We start from the raw sequence: 15,851 nt of genomic DNA, 5'->3' as shown, positions 1-15,851 counted from the left end.
GGTCTATGGTTTATTTGTATGCAAGAATCGCACATTTGTCAAAGCGAAAAAGGAAAAATTTCAACTGTGTATTTATCCTGATTTGGACGGGCTTGACATCCGGCCGGGCACCCGGCATTTGCTGGGTCGGGTGTCAGGCAGTGGTGAGCTGGCAGCTTATCTTCGCATACTGCCCCCGGGGATGGTGTTTCCTGAGGTGGGACTGGGACGGTTGGTGGTGGCATCTCCCTACCGGGGTAAAGGGCTGGGACACCGACTCCTGGAACAGGCTTTTTGTGAGACCGGGCAACTGTGGTCAGGAAAAAATATTCGCATTGCGGCCCAGGTTTACCTGAAAAAATTTTATCTCTCCCACGGTTTTACCACCATTTCCCGGAATTATCTTGAAGACGGTATTCCCCATGTGGACATGTGTCTGACAAACAGTTAGATTATTTTACAAAGCACATCGCTTAATTCCTGAACCATGAACGGTTTGGCAACCACACCGGAAAACCCATAGGATTTATAATCTGCCATCACAGGATCCGTGGAAAATCCGCTGGAAACAATCACTTTTGCCTGGGGATCAATTTCCAGGATATGCTGCACGGCTTCCTTTCCACCCATCCCCCCGGGAATGGTCAAGTCCATGATAACTGCTTTGAACTTATCGTTATTTGCCATGGCTTCCTGATATTTCCTGCATGCCTCGACACCATCTTTGGCAAAATCAGGTGCATAACCCATGTGTTTGAGCAATTCTCCCACAACCTTTCTTACCATCTCTTCATCATCCATGATTAAAATTTTTCCATGTCCCTGGGAAAGTGTTGTCATGGATGCATTGATCGGAGAACCACTGCCATGGATGCCTTTCATGGATGCGGGCAGATAAATATGAAATGTGGTGCCCTTTTTTTCCTGGGATTCAACCCCTATGAATCCTCCGTGTTTTTCAATGATGGAATGGGCCGTGGCAAGGCCAAGACCGCTTCCCGTTGGTTTGGTTGTGAAATAAGGATCAAATATGGAGTGAAGGTTTTTCTTTGCAATGCCGGTGCCTGTATCTTTGATACTTATTCTGATGTAAGGTCCCGGGGACAGGGGAATGGAAAAAGAGTTTTTCGCTTTAATGGTTAAATCCTCTGCCGTCACCATGACTGTTCCGCCATGGGGCATGGCATGGCCAGCATTGATAACGATGTTGCTCAACACCTGATTGATCTGGCCTTCATCCACATTCACAGGAGACAAATCCGGTGCAATGGAAAACTCATATTTCACATTGGAGCCCCTTAGGGCAAACACAACGGTTTCTTGTATGAGTTCGCTCACCACCAGCGTTTTTTTAACGGGGCTTCCCCCCTTGGAAAATGTGAGAAGCTGTTTGGTTAGATCCCTGGCCCGGAAACACGCTTTTTCAGTATCCACGAGGATTTTTGATATGTTTTCTCCCTGTTCTGCCTGGAGTTGAGCAAGGGAGATATTACCCGTAATAATACTTAGAATGTTGTTAAAATCGTGGGCAATACCACCGGCAAGCAAGGCCGTTGATTCAAGTTTTTCCACCCGGATGAGGTCTTTTTGCATTTTTTCTTTTTCATCCATCTCCCTTTGAAGGCTGGCATTGGATTCCATAAGGGCTGCGGTTCGTTTTTCCACGGTTTTTTCAAGATCGGTATTGAGTTGGGCCAGTGCATTGTTTGACCTCTCAATTTCAACATTGACTCTTTTTAACTCTGTGTTGGCGTTTACAAGCTTTAATGCGTAATCCGCCTCTGTTTGAACCGCATTTTCAAGGGCCGTGTGATTCTGGAGTAATGTTTCAGACATTTTATTAAAAACCGACCCCATATCACCGATTTCATCCCTGGCGGAAAGATCTACTTTTATACCGAGACTGCCCTTGTCCAGTTTTTCCATGGAGTGCTTTAAGGTCAAAACAGGATTAATGATAAAACGGTATAAAAGGATATTTAAAATTAATGGGGTAAAAATGGTCAACATGACAAAAAAGGAGATAAAAATGATTGCAACCTGGTTTAATTGTTTATTTATGGATTTGGAATCATAATACATTGTTATATAGCCAAGTTGCTCCCCAATGACTTTAATCATGGAAGAATAGGAAGTCATATTTTTATTTGAGTTAACTCTTTTTTTAAAAATAGATTTTTCATTAAGGGACTGCATCTCATTTTGAGAAAGTGTTGCCCTGTGATTTGTTCCTGTGGACAGTATTAAAATCCCTTTTTTGTCATATACTGCCACCCCTGCCATTCCTTTAACATCCAGGATGTCATTTAATGATTCCTGGAGTGCCATGTTCTGTTCTGCAAATATTTCATTGGCAATGTCTTCTCGATTTTGCTCAAACAGTACATGTAACAGGGTGCTGTTTTCATCATATTTCTGTGCCAGGATGTTTATGCTGGTAAAATACAATACACAACCGCACACCAGTGCAAATATTAAACATGTGCTTATAATAATGGTGTTTATTTTAAAACCAAGACTTGTTGTTTTTATCGTTCTGTTCATGGATTTATCACTTGTTTTTCCAAATTGTTAAGCCAAGTTAAACTTTAGGGAGTCAGCAGTTTTCAATTTACCGTTTATCTGAAATTTTATCCATAAAACATATCAATTTGGTATGGTTAAATGGTAAATCAATAAGATCTGGCTCACTTAGAACTCAATATTCATTTCTCCGGCTGTTGATCAGGGGGAGATGGTTTTAAAATATCTGATCTGTCCATGATTAATTTCATTGATGATGGCATTTTTAACGGGATTTCTGTTTTTGTTAAAAACTATTTTACCGGTGATACCCTCAAAGGCGGCGGTTTCCTGTAATGCATCTCGAATGGACTTTCTGTCCATTTTTCCGGCGCGATTCATGGCATTGGCCAGCAATAGAACGGCATCATGGGATAGAGCAAAGGCTGAAGGTATTTTTTCCATGGTGTGATATCTTTTTACAAAATCAAGGGAAACAGGAGATTTGGATGCCATGGACCAATGGGTACAATAATATCCCTTTGTGATATATTTCCCCCCCTTTGATAAAAAGCTTTTTGTATCCCAGTCATCTCCTCCCAGTAAAATTGACCGCACCCCGGAACGTTGTATCTGCCGGGCCAGAAAACCGCTTTCATCGTGGCCTGAGAAAAAGATTACATCGGGATTTTTATTTTTGGTTTGGGAAATAAGTTTTTTATATTTTTTTAACCCGGTTTTGTATGGTGCAGTGAATAAAATCTTACCCCCTGACTTTTCAAAGGTTTTTTGAAATTCCCGGGACAACCCCATGCTGTACGCACTTGTTATATTGGTAAAAATAACGGCAGTGGCAGCACTTAAATCCTCAAGGGCAAATTTACCCATTACCTTTCCTTGAAACGAATCAATAAAACAGACCCGGAAAATGTAATTCCCTGTTTTTGTAATCTCCTGGTTTGTTGAAACGTTGGTAATCATGGGGACGCCTGCGGCCTGGGCCACCCTGGCAACGGCCAGAGAGTGGTCACTCCAGTCTGCTCCAATGATGGCTCTGGCCCCCTTTGCCACCGCTTCTTTTGCAGCCATCTTGGCACCGATGGGGGTGCTTTGGTTATCAAAAATATGAAGTTTTATTTTTTTGTCTGAAATACCCCCTGAGGCATTGATGTCATTTGTCGCATTGATCACGCCTTCAAGGGAGGGTTTATTTGATTCTGCGGCTTTACCGGATAATGCATAAATTGCCGCTATTTTGACGGTTTCTTCTTTAACGGATTTTACAAATCTGGAGGTGTTCCCCTCCAGTTGAACAATGACAACTTCCTTTCCCAGGGGATTCCCCTTTCCATCAAAGGCAATATCTCCGGTGGCACCGTGATAATCAACTGTTTTGGCCAGGACATCCCGGATTTTTTCAGTGTTAAGGGTTCCGGCTTTTTTAACGGCATGGGCAAGGAGTCCCATAGCATCATAGGTCAGGGGAATGTCGGAGTTATACACCGGGGTGTTGGTATATTTTTTACGGAACAATGCTTTGAGATGACGGGACCCAGGAAAGGAAAAATCTTTGTGCCAGCTGGCAGTGGTGTAGCTGCCGTTTAGAGCGTTGCCTGCATAGTCAAACATTTTCTCTGTCCAGGCGTCTCCTCCAAGGAAGGTTGCTGTTATGCCCATTTCAACGGCCTGACGGATCACAAGGGCGCTGTCCCTGGAATAACCGGGAATGAAAACAATATCCGGGGCCATGTCTTTGACCGTTGCAAGCATGTCTGTAAAGTCAACGCTTTTTGCTGTGTAATACCCATGGAAAAGCACTTTTCCGTTATTTTTGATAAAGCATTGGGAAAAATAATTTGCCAGGGTGCCGCTGTATTGTTCATTGACATTATGCAGCACCACAGCGGTATGGGCGTTGAGATCCTTTGTGGCAAAGCTTGCCATGGCTTTGGCCTGGAGTTCGTCGGTGAAACAGACCCTGAAAATATAGTTTCCGATTTCAGTGAGCCCGGGCATTGTGGAAACCGGTGTGATCATGGGTATCCCTGCCCTTTGCAGCACTGGTGCCATGGCCAGAGAATGGGAACTCCAGGACGCTCCAATAACCCCTGTGACCTGACGCTGTACCGCCTCCATGGCGGCAGCCTTTGACCCCAATGATGTGCTTTTGTTATCAATTAAAATCAATTCAACCGGGCTGCCCAGAAGCCCCCCTTTTTCATTGATCTCCTCCACTGCCATGGTGGCTGCCTGGCCCATGGCCACATTGTCTTGGGCTGCGATACCTGTCTTTGCAAGAATAACGGCGATTTTGACAGGTTCAAAGGCCCTTGTTGTCAAGGGATTGCTGATGAAACAGCACAGATAAAAAACTGCCCAAATTATTTTTGTAAAGCCCATGATGATGATGACACCTCCATGTTAATAATTTTATGAGTGTCTTGTATCTTTTGGAAATTTGTCTTTGTGGATGGTTCATTGTGTCATCCATATCAGGGATTTAAAAAAAAGTCGACGATTTGACCCATACGCGTTTAATTGTCTGAAATTGGCCATACGGTTTCATGAATTTGTAAGGAATTTGCATTTTGGGGGTTCCCAATGTGGCGTTACCATGAGGGTAGTTGACGTTTCTTTGTAACGGTAACGCTTTGGGGCAGAGAGAGAAATGCTTTTGTTTATTTTAAATACTCAACTTTTGGGCTTCATTTCAAAGCCGGCATTTTTAAATGTACCGATGGGGTCAGTGTGCCGACGGGGTCAGGCTTTTGTTATTGATGTTATTGACCAAGGCCTTTGCCAACGAAAAAAGCCTCGATAATGTCAATAACGAAAGCCTGGCCCCACCACGAAATGCGAACACCGAAAGTTGAGTTAAATACGTGTGAGCATTCCTGATTTCATTGATTTTGTTGTTAATGGGTGACTTTTTTGGTGTAATGAGGTAATGATCAAAATGTGGTATTTCTTTTGCATATATGCCTTTCCAGGAATACGAGTTCATTTTATATGAATTTATATGAAATACTCCGCAGATCAGAGGCGTATTTCAAGCTTTGTTGTGGACAGAACCGGATCAGAATACGGTCTGCCCGTGGCAGTTTATATGAAATACTCCGCAAATCTGTGGAAAATTTCTATCTTTGTTGTGGGCGGAGCGGGATCAAAATACGGTCCGCCCGTGGCGGTTATATGAAATACACCGCAGATCAGGGGGTATTTCAAATTTTGTTATGGGTAAAACCGGGTCAGAATAAGGTCTGCCCATGGTAGTTATTTGTTAAAATAAAGGAGACATTGCATGAAAAAGGGAGAAAATCTTGTCATTGTAGGATGTGGTGGTGTGGGTGCCCCGGCTGCCATGCTTTCCAGAAAATTGATGCCCGGGGTGAATATCACCTTGATCCGGGCTGAAGACCGATTCATTGTTCGCTGAGCACTGCCCCATGTCGTGGCCGGTCTGGTCACAGGAGAGTCCATTGTTAATCCCGACGCCATGTTTACAAATAATAATATCAACGTGATCATTGATCGTGTTGAAAGTGTGAACCGGGAAGATAAAACCGTTTCTCTGGGTGGTGGAAAAAAGATTGCCTATGATAAATTGATTCTTTCCACGGGGTCTTCCCCATTTTTACTGCCCATCCCCGGCAATGAGCTGGAAGGGGTTTTTACCCTCAGAGCCCTTGTGGATGCGGAAAAAGTGCGGACATATGTGGATACAAAATCCCCCCAAAAAGCCGTGTTCATCGGGGCGGGTTTTTTAAATCTGGAAGTGGCCACTTTATTAAAGGAGTCCAATCCTGATTTTTATGATTTAACCGTGGTGGAAGTGCTGGATCACCCCCTGGGACTGATGCTGGACCCTGAAATGGCAGGTACGGTTCAGACCTATCTTGAAGAAAAAGGCCTTGCCATGCGCATGGGAGAAAAGGTCGTTGAAATTCTTGGTAAAGACGGGCATGTCTGCGGAGTGAAGTTTGAATCCGGAGAAACTGTGGAGGCGGACATGGTGTTCATGAATGTGGGCTCCAGGCCCAATCTGGAACTGGCCACGGCCGCAGGACTTGACATGGGGCAATTTGGCATAAAAGCCAATGAATTCATGGAAACCTCAGATCCAGATATATTTGCAGGGGGGGACTGCATTGATAATTTCCATTTCATCACCAAGGAATCCACCCCCATTCAGCTCCGGGGACCTGCCGTGATCCAGGGCCGCCTCATTGCCAAACGTCTGGCCGGATTTGAACTTCCCTTTCCCGGGCTTCTGGGGAACAGTGCCGTGAAATTGTTTGAAAAAAATATTTCTGCCACGGGATTCACAGAGGAGATGGCAAAACAGAACGGGTTTACCCCGGTGTGCGCCACAGTGGATTCGGTGAGCAAGCACAGCATGATCCCCGGGGTGCGTCCCTGGACCCTTAAGCTGGTGTTTGACAAAGATTCCCAGAAGCTTCTGGGGGGGCAGATCATCAGTGATGCTGAAGGACCGGTAAAGGAAATTGATACCGTCAATGCCCTGATACTGGGGGAAAAGAAGATTGGGGATCTGGTGATGCTCATGTGCGCAGGAAATCCGGATTGCGCATCAGAGCCCAGCAAAGAGCCCATCACCATTGCTGCGGAGCAGGCCCTTCAAAAGGCTCGAAAATAATCGGTTGCAGGATTTGGGCTGTGTATCATTTAGTAATGATATATATGTATAACAATGGTGCGACACCGCCCGACGGGCGGACCGTAGTCTGACCGCGATCTGCCCGTGACAGTTTACAAGAAAGAGCAGGCAAGCCTAACACTCTTTCATGCTTCGTTGTGGGCGGAACCGGGTCGGAATAAGGTCCGCCTGTGGCGGTTATACAGAAATTGTTAAACTATCTTTCACAGACATTCTCCAGTATTCCACAGTAGACTCTCCCCGTTCATCCTTTTTTACAGCTTTTCTGGCAGTGGGAACAGCGGTCTGCAATGCTGCAACAGTGATGTCCAGATTGACCTGAATCGCTATCATTTCCGGGATGCAGTTCATTGGGGCGTTTCTTTTTTTTTCGTCTTATTATTATCGGCGGTATAGTATTGTTTTAATGCCTCTTGCACGGTACCGGCGGCCAGAAAGGCACAATGCTGATCATCTTCGGGGACCTCTCCAAGTTTTGAGAGAATAAGTTCTCCTGTGATGTCGGCAAGTTCCTCTGCCCGTTTTCCCAGGCTCAATTCGGCGGCAAAGGAGCCGCATACATTGCTGGAGCCGCATCCGTCGGTGATGTAGGAGGCCTCTGACACCATTTCGTTATCAAATTTAAGATAGATATCCATGGAATCTCCGCAGGCCCCAACCGTGTGGGCATGGACATCACAGTCGGATAGTTTTCCTCTGAATCTGGGATTCTGCCATCGATGAAATCCCTTGTCTCCCAACACTTCTTTTGCTTCATCAAATATTTTTTCCTGGAGGTCATCCAGAAATTGATCCAGTTTGTCTGCCATTTCTATGTTTCCTGATTGTCCGGGGTAATTGTTTGAGCCTTTATTTGGCATTTTTCATACAATTTTAAAAGCAGTTTACACTTTTCGATCAATTTTTCCCGGGCAATGGGTATATTTTTTTGGAAAGTGTAAACTGAAAAATGACGTATGCCTATTATTTAATACCTTTGCCAATTATATTTCTGATCAGTTTTTCAGCCATATAGTGTGCTTGTTAAATAACAAACACACTATATATTGAGCCATAAATTTCAGATCAAAGCACATCCTAAAAATTGGCGAAGGTATTGTTATTTAATAAGTTTTTCTTCCCTTAATCGTTGAACAATCCGGGTCACCGAAGGGACCCGGTCCATGGTGTAGAAATGGAGGCCGTCCACGCCGTGGGCCAGGAGATCTTTGCATTGTTCAAAGGCCACATCCATTCCCAATGCTGCGGCTTCCTTTGCGTTTTTTGTGTTGTCCAATTGTTTTTTTATTCCTTGGGGCAGGGTGGAACCACACAATTTGCACAGCATGTTGGTCAGTTTTGCCGTGTAAATGGGCATGATACCCGGAATGATGGGAACGGTGACACCGGCGGCCCGGCATTTGTCCACATAGGTGTAGAAAAAATCGTTATCGTAAAAATACTGGACCACCACATATTGTGCGCCGTTATCTTGTTTCAGCTTGAGATATTCAATGTCTTTTTCCAGACTTTCTGCCTGGACATGGGCCTCTGGATAACCGGCACATCCCAGATCAAAATCGTAGCGGTCACTGATGAATTTGAGAATGTCTGATGCATAGGAAAAGCTGTCCGGGTGGGGAACAAAATCACTGCCCCGGGGTTCGTCCCCCCGCAGGACAAAAATGGTTTCAATGCCAAGGGCTTTGTATCGATCCAGGACCGTGGTGATGCTGTCGGGGCTGAGCCCAAATCCGGCCAGGTAGGCCACGGTGGGCAGCTTTTTTTCTTGTTTCATCATTTTGACAGCCTGGTAAGAGCCTTCACTTGTGGAGCCGCCGGCTCCAAAGGTCATGGACATATAATCGGGTGCCAGGGTGGCCAGTTGATCAACAACAGTGGTGAATTCTACCTCGGCTTTTTCATCCCTGGGAGGGAAGAATTCAAAGGAAATACTGGGGTGTGTCTGGTTTTTATACAGTGTGGCAACACGCATATTTAGGTCTCCTTTACTTATTTATGAGTTATGACTCTTAAGTCGCTCTATAAAGTAGACCAGAATAAAAAAAAATCAATAATAATCCGTAAAAAAAAGGCCACCTGTGGCGGTTATATGCGGATGCCGATTTCAAGGGGTTTTGTTGTTGACATGGGAGGGGAGTATGGCATTTTCCGGATGTTTGCCTGTTACCCGGGCATAAAATTTACTGATGATTTCCATGTCTGCCGCCAGATCTCCCCGGGGTATCAGGTGGGGGCCGATGCCGCCTGCCTTTCTTTGATAATCCAGAAAACCCAATGCAATGGGTACTTTTGCCCCATGGGCGATGTGATAAAATCCCGTTTTCCAGCGGGTCACCCGCTGTCGGGTTCCCGAAGGGGGAACGACCAGGGCCAGATTATCGAGATGTGTCAAGGTTTCAATGGACTGCCCAACAACGTTATTGCTCCTGCTTCTGTCAATGGGAATTCCCCCCAGCCATTTAAAAAGTCCCCTGAACGGTTTACGAAAAATAGCATCTTTCCCCATCCAGTTAACTTTCATTTCCATGGCAAACGAGATTAAGAGCATAAAGGGAAAATCCCAGTTGGATGTGTGGGGTGCTGCAATGACCACAAACCTGGAGCTTTGGGGAAGGCTTCCTTCAACCCGCCATTGGGCCGCTTTTAATATCATTCGAGAAAGGCGCGGCATTATTTTTTTCAGGGCCGGGCTATCAAAGATTGTATGGGACAAAACGTTTTTTCCTGGTAATTTTTGTTCCGGTTTTCGGGTGTTATTACGGACGGACCAATATCATCATTAAGATTCATCCGTGACGATTATCATTGGATTCAAAAAGTTCAGGTTTTCAGTTTCACAGCCCCATTTTTCATGGAATTTCAGGGGCAGATCTGTGGTAACGCTGATGGATAGATATTTATGGATGAATTCAGATGAAAAGTAAAGATGGTTGGAAATGGGGACAAAAGTTTTACAAATCAATTGTCTGTTCATTGTCACATGGCTGCATAGCCAACCACAATATAACGCAGCAGCTTTCCTGTGGTGACAAGGGATAAAAAAATAAGCCCGTTTACCCTCAATGCCCCGGCAACCACGGTTAAAGGATCACCGATGATGGGTACCCACGCAAAAAAAAGGGAAAAAACACCGTGGCGTGAAAATCGCCGGGTGGCCTTGTCAATTTCTTTATCGGAGATTTTCAGTACGCGTTTCACCACCATGGTACGTCCCCAGAATCCCATGGCATAGTTTAATACAGATCCAAGGACGTTGCCCAATGTGGCAACGGCGATTGTAGCCACAGGATCATAGTAATTGGCAAGGAGCAGGGTTAATACAACTTCCGAGCTCAGGGGTAGAATAGTGGCAGCCATAAATGAAGAAATAAACTGTCCCCAGTATCCGTGTTCCAGAAAAAAATCCATTGTATTTTCTCCATTTTTTCAGGCTTGATCATAATATGGGCCACTATGCGGGAGAGGAATTAACACCCATCGCTAACACTTGGAATAATATCGCTTATTTTCCAAGTTTGAAATTCCATTACAAGGTGTTCGACGTTATGATCAAGCCCATTTATTCAAACAAGATGCGTTTTTTGAATATTTATTTTTACCATGCCCTCTTATCACCACTATGGGGGGAAAACAACACGCTTTATTCGGCACGTTGCGTAAAGATCGTGCACCGTCAAGGCTAATGTTTGGGATTGAGCATGTCCCGGCCAGTGACAACCATGGGATATTTGAAAAATAGCAATCCTGAAATTGGTGTATGGCACCTTTTTATATTGACAATGTTTAGTCCACCCCAATATATTTTAATAAAAAAATGTGATATTTGTGTTCCTCCATTGTACCGTATCCCAGTTAACGTTCAGGTTGTTTTGAAATCTTTTCGTGAACAATTCATCTCCGGGTGGATACATTGCAGTTCTGGATTATTTCCTTTAAACGGTTTAAGTAATTGGATAGATGAGGCAAAAACGCCATGAAGTCGGTTGAAATTCAAAAATTATTTCCAGGTGTGGATGTTGGTTCCATCCCTTTTTTTTCCGTTCTGGATCAGTTTTACGAAGGGGTGGTTATTACTGATCATCTGGGGCATATTCGCTATTTCAATGACGCCCAGGCCAGAATTGATGACCTGGATACCACCGGGGTGATTGGGCGCTCTGTCCGGGAGCTTTATCGTGTGGATGATGATGATACCCCCATTATCAAGTGTCTGGAGAGTGGAAAAATTGTTGAAAATTTTCCTTGTTATTATCGTACCCGTCTGGGGCGGGTGATCAACTCCATTCATAATGTTTTTCCCCTGTATGCCCACGACACCCTGGTGGGTACCATCTGTTTTGTCAGGGATTACAGTATTGTGGAGCAAACATATGAAATCATATCCCAACCCCGAAAAGGAAACACTATACAACATTTTGATCCATCTTCAAAAACAGGAAATTCCAAACCTCCCTTGGCCAATGGAACTCGATTTTCTTTTCATGATATCATCGGTACGTCGCCGGTATTCACCCGGGCGTTAACGGCGGCAAAGCTTTCATCCAATTCACCTTCCTCCATCATGCTCAGCGGTGAAACCGGTACAGGAAAAGAACTGTTGGCCCAGTCTGTTCATAACAGCAGTGGACGCAAAGACAAACCTTTCATTGCCATCAATTGTGCCGCCATACCCGAACATCTGCTGGAAGGTATTTTGTTTGGAACGGTGAAAGGGGCCTTCACCGGTGCCCAGGATAAGGCCGGACTTTTTGAGCAGGCCCATGGGGGCACCCTGTTCATGGATGAAGTAAACTCCATGTCCGTTGGTTTGCAGTCTAAACTGCTCCGGGTGCTCCAGGAACGAAAGGTACGACGGGTGGGATCATTACAGGAAATGGACATTGATCTTCGAATTATCAGTTCTGTTAATGAAGATCCCCATGGGGCTGCAGAAAGGGGTGCTTTACGATATGACCTTCTCTATCGTCTGGGGGTGGTGCTCATCAATCTGCCGCCGTTGAGGGAGCGCATGGGGGATATTGAGGCCCTTATCACTCATTTCCTTCATAAGTGCAATGCCATTCTGGGTAAAAACATCAATGCGATTTCCGCCGATGTCATGGAGCTGTTTTACAATTATCGCTGGATTGGTAATGTCCGGGAGCTGGAACATGTCATTGAGGGGGCTGCCAACCTGGTGGAAAAGGATGCAACGGTTATTGAAATTGTGCATCTGCCGGTCCACATTCGTCGTATATCCTCCTCCGTTTCTGATTCTTCTGAAATATTGGATGCATTCTCCGATGAACCGGTGGGAGATACGGGTTGTGCCGGGCCTCAATCTGTTCCTCCCGGCCGGAGATTTAAAGTGTCCCCGGGGGCAGGGGGGCAATCCCTGGGCAGTATACAGGCGGAAAATGAGTATCGGGCCATATACGCCATGTTAAGCCGCTTCCAGGGTAATATATCCCGGTCAGCAAAGGAATTGGGTATTTCCCCCCAGCTTCTTCATTACAAGATGAAAAAACACAACCTGTTTCGAAAGGATTTTCTTCTGTAGAGCGGGGATGCGGGATTGCGCATGTTGTTTAACTCTTTTTTGAATTTTCAGGTAAAAAAATTTACTTTGGGTTTTTAAAAAAAATTTGTTTTTTTATTTTGATCCTTTGTTGATATTCAGTGTGGGGGATTATTTTTATGATTTCTCCTTTTGAAGTTAATATTTTGAATTTTGAAGTTTTTTTGCTTTTACCGGGAAATAGTCGGCTGGCTAATGTAAATGTTTGGGCAGCGCCCCATATTCACCTGTTTGGGACTGCGTAGCATACTGCTCCCAATAATTATTCCCGGCAATGAGAACCGACCTTTGTCCTGTGTATCTTTTTGATTCAGTTTTCCGGAAATGATGCCGTGCTTATGCATTTTTTCCATATGAACTTTTATCTCGCATATTTGCATGGTATGGAAGTTGCTGTATCTCCCATAAAATTGGTACTTTTTGCTGCCTTGGCAAAATCATGTCAAAAATAATCGTCAAATGACAACGCAATGATGCGAAATCCAGCGGACTGAAAGATCATTTATGAGGAGGTTTACCATGGGAAAAAAAATGAAACTTGGACTTCACACCTATACACTGCATCTGTGGGGATTGGGCCAGAACTGGGGGGTTCAGGCGGACCCGCGGCCCAAAGAGATGAATTTGCTGCAGTTGATGGACAAGGCAGTGGAATGGGGCCTTGACGGGTTGCATATCACAGGTTGTGATCTTGAAACCAAGGACGATGCCCGACTCCGGGAGATCAATCAGGCGGCAAAGGATCATGGACTTTATCTGGAATATAATTATTCCCGGGCTGAAGAGTTTGATCCCCGGCTCACAGACACCGTGGAAGACGGCCTTCACATCACCCATAAGCTTGGGGCGGACCTTGCCAAACTCAGTCTTGACATTCGACGTCCCCGTCCATTGTACGGCAGCTGCTTTCATCCCAAGGTCATGCGTCAATTGTGTGATGTTTACGACGAGGTGATGGCTGTTGTGCCGTTTCTTGAAAAAACCGGTATTAAACTGGCCCTGGAAAATCATACGGAAACCTTCAGTGATGAAATTATCTGGCTCATTGAACAGATAAATCATCCTCTGGTGGGGGCCTGTGTGGATACCGTGAACTCCATGGGGGTTCTTGAAAATCCCGAAGATGCCGTGGAAAAGCTGGCGCCCTATGCCTTTTCCAACCATTTTTGTGATCATAAGCTGGACCGGGATCAGTTTGGCATCCGTTTTCATGGGGTGGCCCTGGGTGACGGCGATATTGATTGCTTTAAAACCTACAATACCATTCGGGAACTTTCCCCCACCGATCGTATTACCTTTGAAATCGAATGGGACATGGGAGAAGATTCCGTGGAAGTGGCCCGTCAAAAAGAGATGGATGCGTGTATTAAAAGCATTAAATATGCCAAAGATGTATTGGGCATTGGAAAATAAGGTTTGTCCGTGGCAGTTTGTTAGAAAATAAAACTTCCGGGTAACCTCAGTAGAGCCCCCTCCGAGGGGTAATAGGAACCGGCCAATTGAGCTGTCTACAGTTCCGGGCCGGAACCATTACCCCTCGGGGGGGGCGGTATAATGCCATAGATGCCAGTTTATTTGAAATATTCCACAAATCAGGTGTGTATTTCAAGCTTCGTGGTGGGTAGAACCGGATCAGAATGCGGTCCGCCCGTGGCGGTTATCAAAAACAGGGAGGCAGAGTTCTATAGAACAGGGGCCTTTTCTCTTTTAACCACTGTGTAGCTGACCTTCACCCTGTTTTTCTTGTCAGCCACATTCAAGGATGATGGCTGGAGGATTACAGCCACTTCCCTGGTACCGGAGGTTTGGATGGTGTCCAAGGGGATTTTTTCCGTGTAAAGTGTGGTGATGGTTTTGAGAACTTTCCGGGGACCTGTCACTGTGATGTTTTGGGGGGTCATCTGTGCATTGGCCAGAATCAGTTCTTCGGATAATTTTCCGGTCCAGTTCAACTGGATGGGAAGCTGTCTTGTGACGGTACCGTCAAGCACCAGTTTGACACTGGAGGGCTCCACCTTTTTAAGATGAATTCCCGGGGGCAGGATAATATTTTTACCGGACACGGTGTAGATGTTTTCACCGGCAGATGCAGCATTGAGCTTCAGAAGCACTTTAATCTGCTTGGGCCCCAGGGATTTGAGCAGGGGAACCGATCCCCCAAGGTGAAGGGTCACAGTGTTTGTGGAAGATTCAATGATTTCAAAGTCTTTTTGAATATCGGTGTATTCCAGTGGAACAACAATGCTTTTAAGGGTCTCCCGGCCCCTGGAAAGGCCAAACCAGATGCCGGTGACCAGGGCCAGACACACCAGGGCCGATGTTCCGTATTCAAAGAAATTTTTCCACAGGGCTGATTTCTTTTTTTTGCCATTGCCCAGATGCCCTTCCATGATGATCTTAAGCTGTGCCACGTTTCTGACATCTTTTATTTCAGTTCCTTTTACCACAGTCACCCGACCGGATTCTTCAGAAACGATGATCACCAGGCAATCGGATGATTCCGCCAGTCCCAGGCCTGCCCGGTGGCGGGTACCGTACCGGGAGGGCAGATCGCTGCGCCGGGAAAGGGGTAAAATGGCTCCCACCCGTGAAATCCTATTTTGTTTGATGATAACAGCCCCGTCATGCACGGGGTTTTTGTCCCAGAAAATACTGAGCAGCATTTCCCTGGACAGTTTGCCATCCCAGTCAATGCCGCCCTGGATAATATTGTTGATCTCCTTTGTCCTGGGGAACACCATCAGGGCACCGATTTTGTTTTTTCCCATTTCAAAGGTGGTTTGGGCAATGATATCCATGGAGGTGATATTCCCATGGGAGGGAAGGCCCCACAAAAACGTTTTAAGATTGCCGGCCTGAAAAACCGAGGCAATATCATCCCGGAATACGATGATAAGAATCAGTGCTGCGGCGGCAATGATGCCCTGGATGGCCCAGCTTGTCACCACCAGTCCTGCAAAAAGGGCCACCCCCCTTAGCGCCCAGAGAATAACCACCACGGGCATGACGCGAATCAGTCCCGATCCCCTGAAAAGTACGTAAAGTCTGAAGAGAATAAAACCGTTCAGTCCGATGTCCAGAAAATCCTGCCATCGGAGACTGGACATGAAGCTCAAGGCATCTGTCATGATG

At 45.5% G+C, this 15,851-nt stretch carries 15 protein-coding genes; 7 read left to right on the top strand and 8 right to left on the bottom strand.

Annotated features, from left to right (window positions below; genetic code table 11):
• Positions 1–82 precede the first annotated feature (82 nt).
• Complete coding sequence (locus B9A32_RS00850; RefSeq protein ID WP_170923643.1) at positions 83–430, top strand: GNAT family N-acetyltransferase; 348 nt, start codon at positions 83–85, stop codon at positions 428–430.
• Here the strand turns inward: B9A32_RS00850 and B9A32_RS00845 are convergent.
• Entirely contained in the window at positions 427–2,523 is a 2,097-nt protein-coding gene (locus B9A32_RS00845; RefSeq protein ID WP_084066477.1) for an ATP-binding protein, read from the bottom strand. The genes B9A32_RS00850 and B9A32_RS00845 overlap by 4 nt on opposite strands.
• 180 nt (positions 2,524–2,703) lie before the next feature.
• A complete protein-coding gene (locus B9A32_RS00840) occupies positions 2,704–4,881 on the bottom strand; it encodes an ABC transporter substrate-binding protein (RefSeq protein ID WP_084066476.1) in 2,178 nt (725 codons plus the stop codon).
• 619 nt (positions 4,882–5,500) lie between these two features.
• On the opposite strand from B9A32_RS00840, the gene B9A32_RS21250 reads away from it, so the two are divergent.
• The 3 genes from B9A32_RS21250 to B9A32_RS00835 all read left to right on the top strand — a co-directional run bounded on the left by B9A32_RS21250 (position 5,501) and on the right by B9A32_RS00835 (position 7,138).
• Positions 5,501–5,677 (top strand): hypothetical protein, encoded by a 177-nt coding sequence (locus B9A32_RS21250; RefSeq protein WP_170923642.1) that lies wholly within the window; start codon positions 5,501–5,503, stop codon positions 5,675–5,677.
• A 105-nt stretch (positions 5,678–5,782) separates the two neighbouring features.
• Positions 5,783–5,917, top strand: a complete 135-nt coding sequence (locus B9A32_RS22020) for a tryptophan 7-halogenase (protein WP_139795654.1) — start codon at positions 5,783–5,785, stop codon at positions 5,915–5,917.
• A gap of 60 nt (positions 5,918–5,977) precedes the next feature.
• Positions 5,978–7,138, top strand: coding sequence for an FAD-dependent oxidoreductase (locus B9A32_RS00835; RefSeq protein WP_084066475.1), 1,161 nt, complete (start codon positions 5,978–5,980; stop codon positions 7,136–7,138).
• Positions 7,139–7,336: 198 nt separating this feature from the next.
• On the opposite strand, the gene B9A32_RS21245 is transcribed toward B9A32_RS00835, so the two are convergent.
• The 5 genes from B9A32_RS21245 to B9A32_RS00810 all read right to left on the bottom strand — a co-directional run bounded on the left by B9A32_RS21245 (position 7,337) and on the right by B9A32_RS00810 (position 10,570).
• Complete coding sequence (locus B9A32_RS21245; protein WP_170923641.1) at positions 7,337–7,510, bottom strand: hypothetical protein; 174 nt, start codon at positions 7,508–7,510, stop codon at positions 7,337–7,339.
• Positions 7,507–7,968 (bottom strand): iron-sulfur cluster assembly scaffold protein, encoded by a 462-nt coding sequence (locus B9A32_RS00830; protein ID WP_084066474.1) that lies wholly within the window; start codon positions 7,966–7,968, stop codon positions 7,507–7,509. The genes B9A32_RS21245 and B9A32_RS00830 overlap by 4 nt, the downstream gene beginning before the upstream one ends.
• A gap of 290 nt (positions 7,969–8,258) precedes the next feature.
• Positions 8,259–9,134, bottom strand: a complete 876-nt coding sequence (locus B9A32_RS00825; protein WP_084066473.1) for a methylenetetrahydrofolate reductase — start codon at positions 9,132–9,134, stop codon at positions 8,259–8,261.
• A gap of 132 nt (positions 9,135–9,266) precedes the next feature.
• Positions 9,267–9,833 carry a 1-acyl-sn-glycerol-3-phosphate acyltransferase gene (locus B9A32_RS00820; RefSeq protein ID WP_084066675.1) on the bottom strand — a complete coding sequence of 189 codons (567 nt, stop codon included), beginning with the start codon at positions 9,831–9,833 and terminating at the stop codon, positions 9,267–9,269.
• Positions 9,834–10,138: 305 nt separating this feature from the next.
• Positions 10,139–10,570, bottom strand: coding sequence for a YqaA family protein (locus tag B9A32_RS00810; RefSeq protein ID WP_084066471.1), 432 nt, complete (start codon positions 10,568–10,570; stop codon positions 10,139–10,141).
• A gap of 565 nt (positions 10,571–11,135) precedes the next feature.
• Between B9A32_RS00810 and B9A32_RS00805 the strand changes: the two genes are divergently transcribed.
• From B9A32_RS00805 to B9A32_RS21475, 3 genes are all read left to right on the top strand, one after another.
• Positions 11,136–12,701, top strand: coding sequence for a sigma-54 interaction domain-containing protein (locus tag B9A32_RS00805; protein WP_084066470.1), 1,566 nt, complete (start codon positions 11,136–11,138; stop codon positions 12,699–12,701).
• Positions 12,702–13,238: 537 nt separating this feature from the next.
• A complete protein-coding gene (locus tag B9A32_RS00800; protein WP_084066469.1) occupies positions 13,239–14,132 on the top strand; it encodes a sugar phosphate isomerase/epimerase family protein in 894 nt (297 codons plus the stop codon).
• A gap of 162 nt (positions 14,133–14,294) precedes the next feature.
• Positions 14,295–14,441 carry a hypothetical protein gene (locus tag B9A32_RS21475; RefSeq protein ID WP_212637538.1) on the top strand — a complete coding sequence of 49 codons (147 nt, stop codon included), beginning with the start codon at positions 14,295–14,297 and terminating at the stop codon, positions 14,439–14,441.
• Here B9A32_RS21475 and B9A32_RS00795 read toward each other — a convergent pair.
• Positions 14,402–15,847 (bottom strand): diadenylate cyclase, encoded by a 1,446-nt coding sequence (locus B9A32_RS00795; RefSeq protein ID WP_084066468.1) that lies wholly within the window; start codon positions 15,845–15,847, stop codon positions 14,402–14,404. The two genes, B9A32_RS21475 and B9A32_RS00795, sit on opposite strands and share 40 nt — an antisense overlap.
• Between the last annotated feature and the right edge of the window lie 4 nt (positions 15,848–15,851).

Origin of the sequence: Desulfocicer vacuolatum DSM 3385 (assembly GCF_900176365.1) — a bacterium.
GTDB lineage: Bacteria > Desulfobacterota > Desulfobacteria > Desulfobacterales > Desulfobacteraceae > Desulfocicer > Desulfocicer vacuolatum.
Note: the sequence above shows the minus strand (reverse complement) of the source record. Positions and strands in the feature narration are given on the sequence as shown.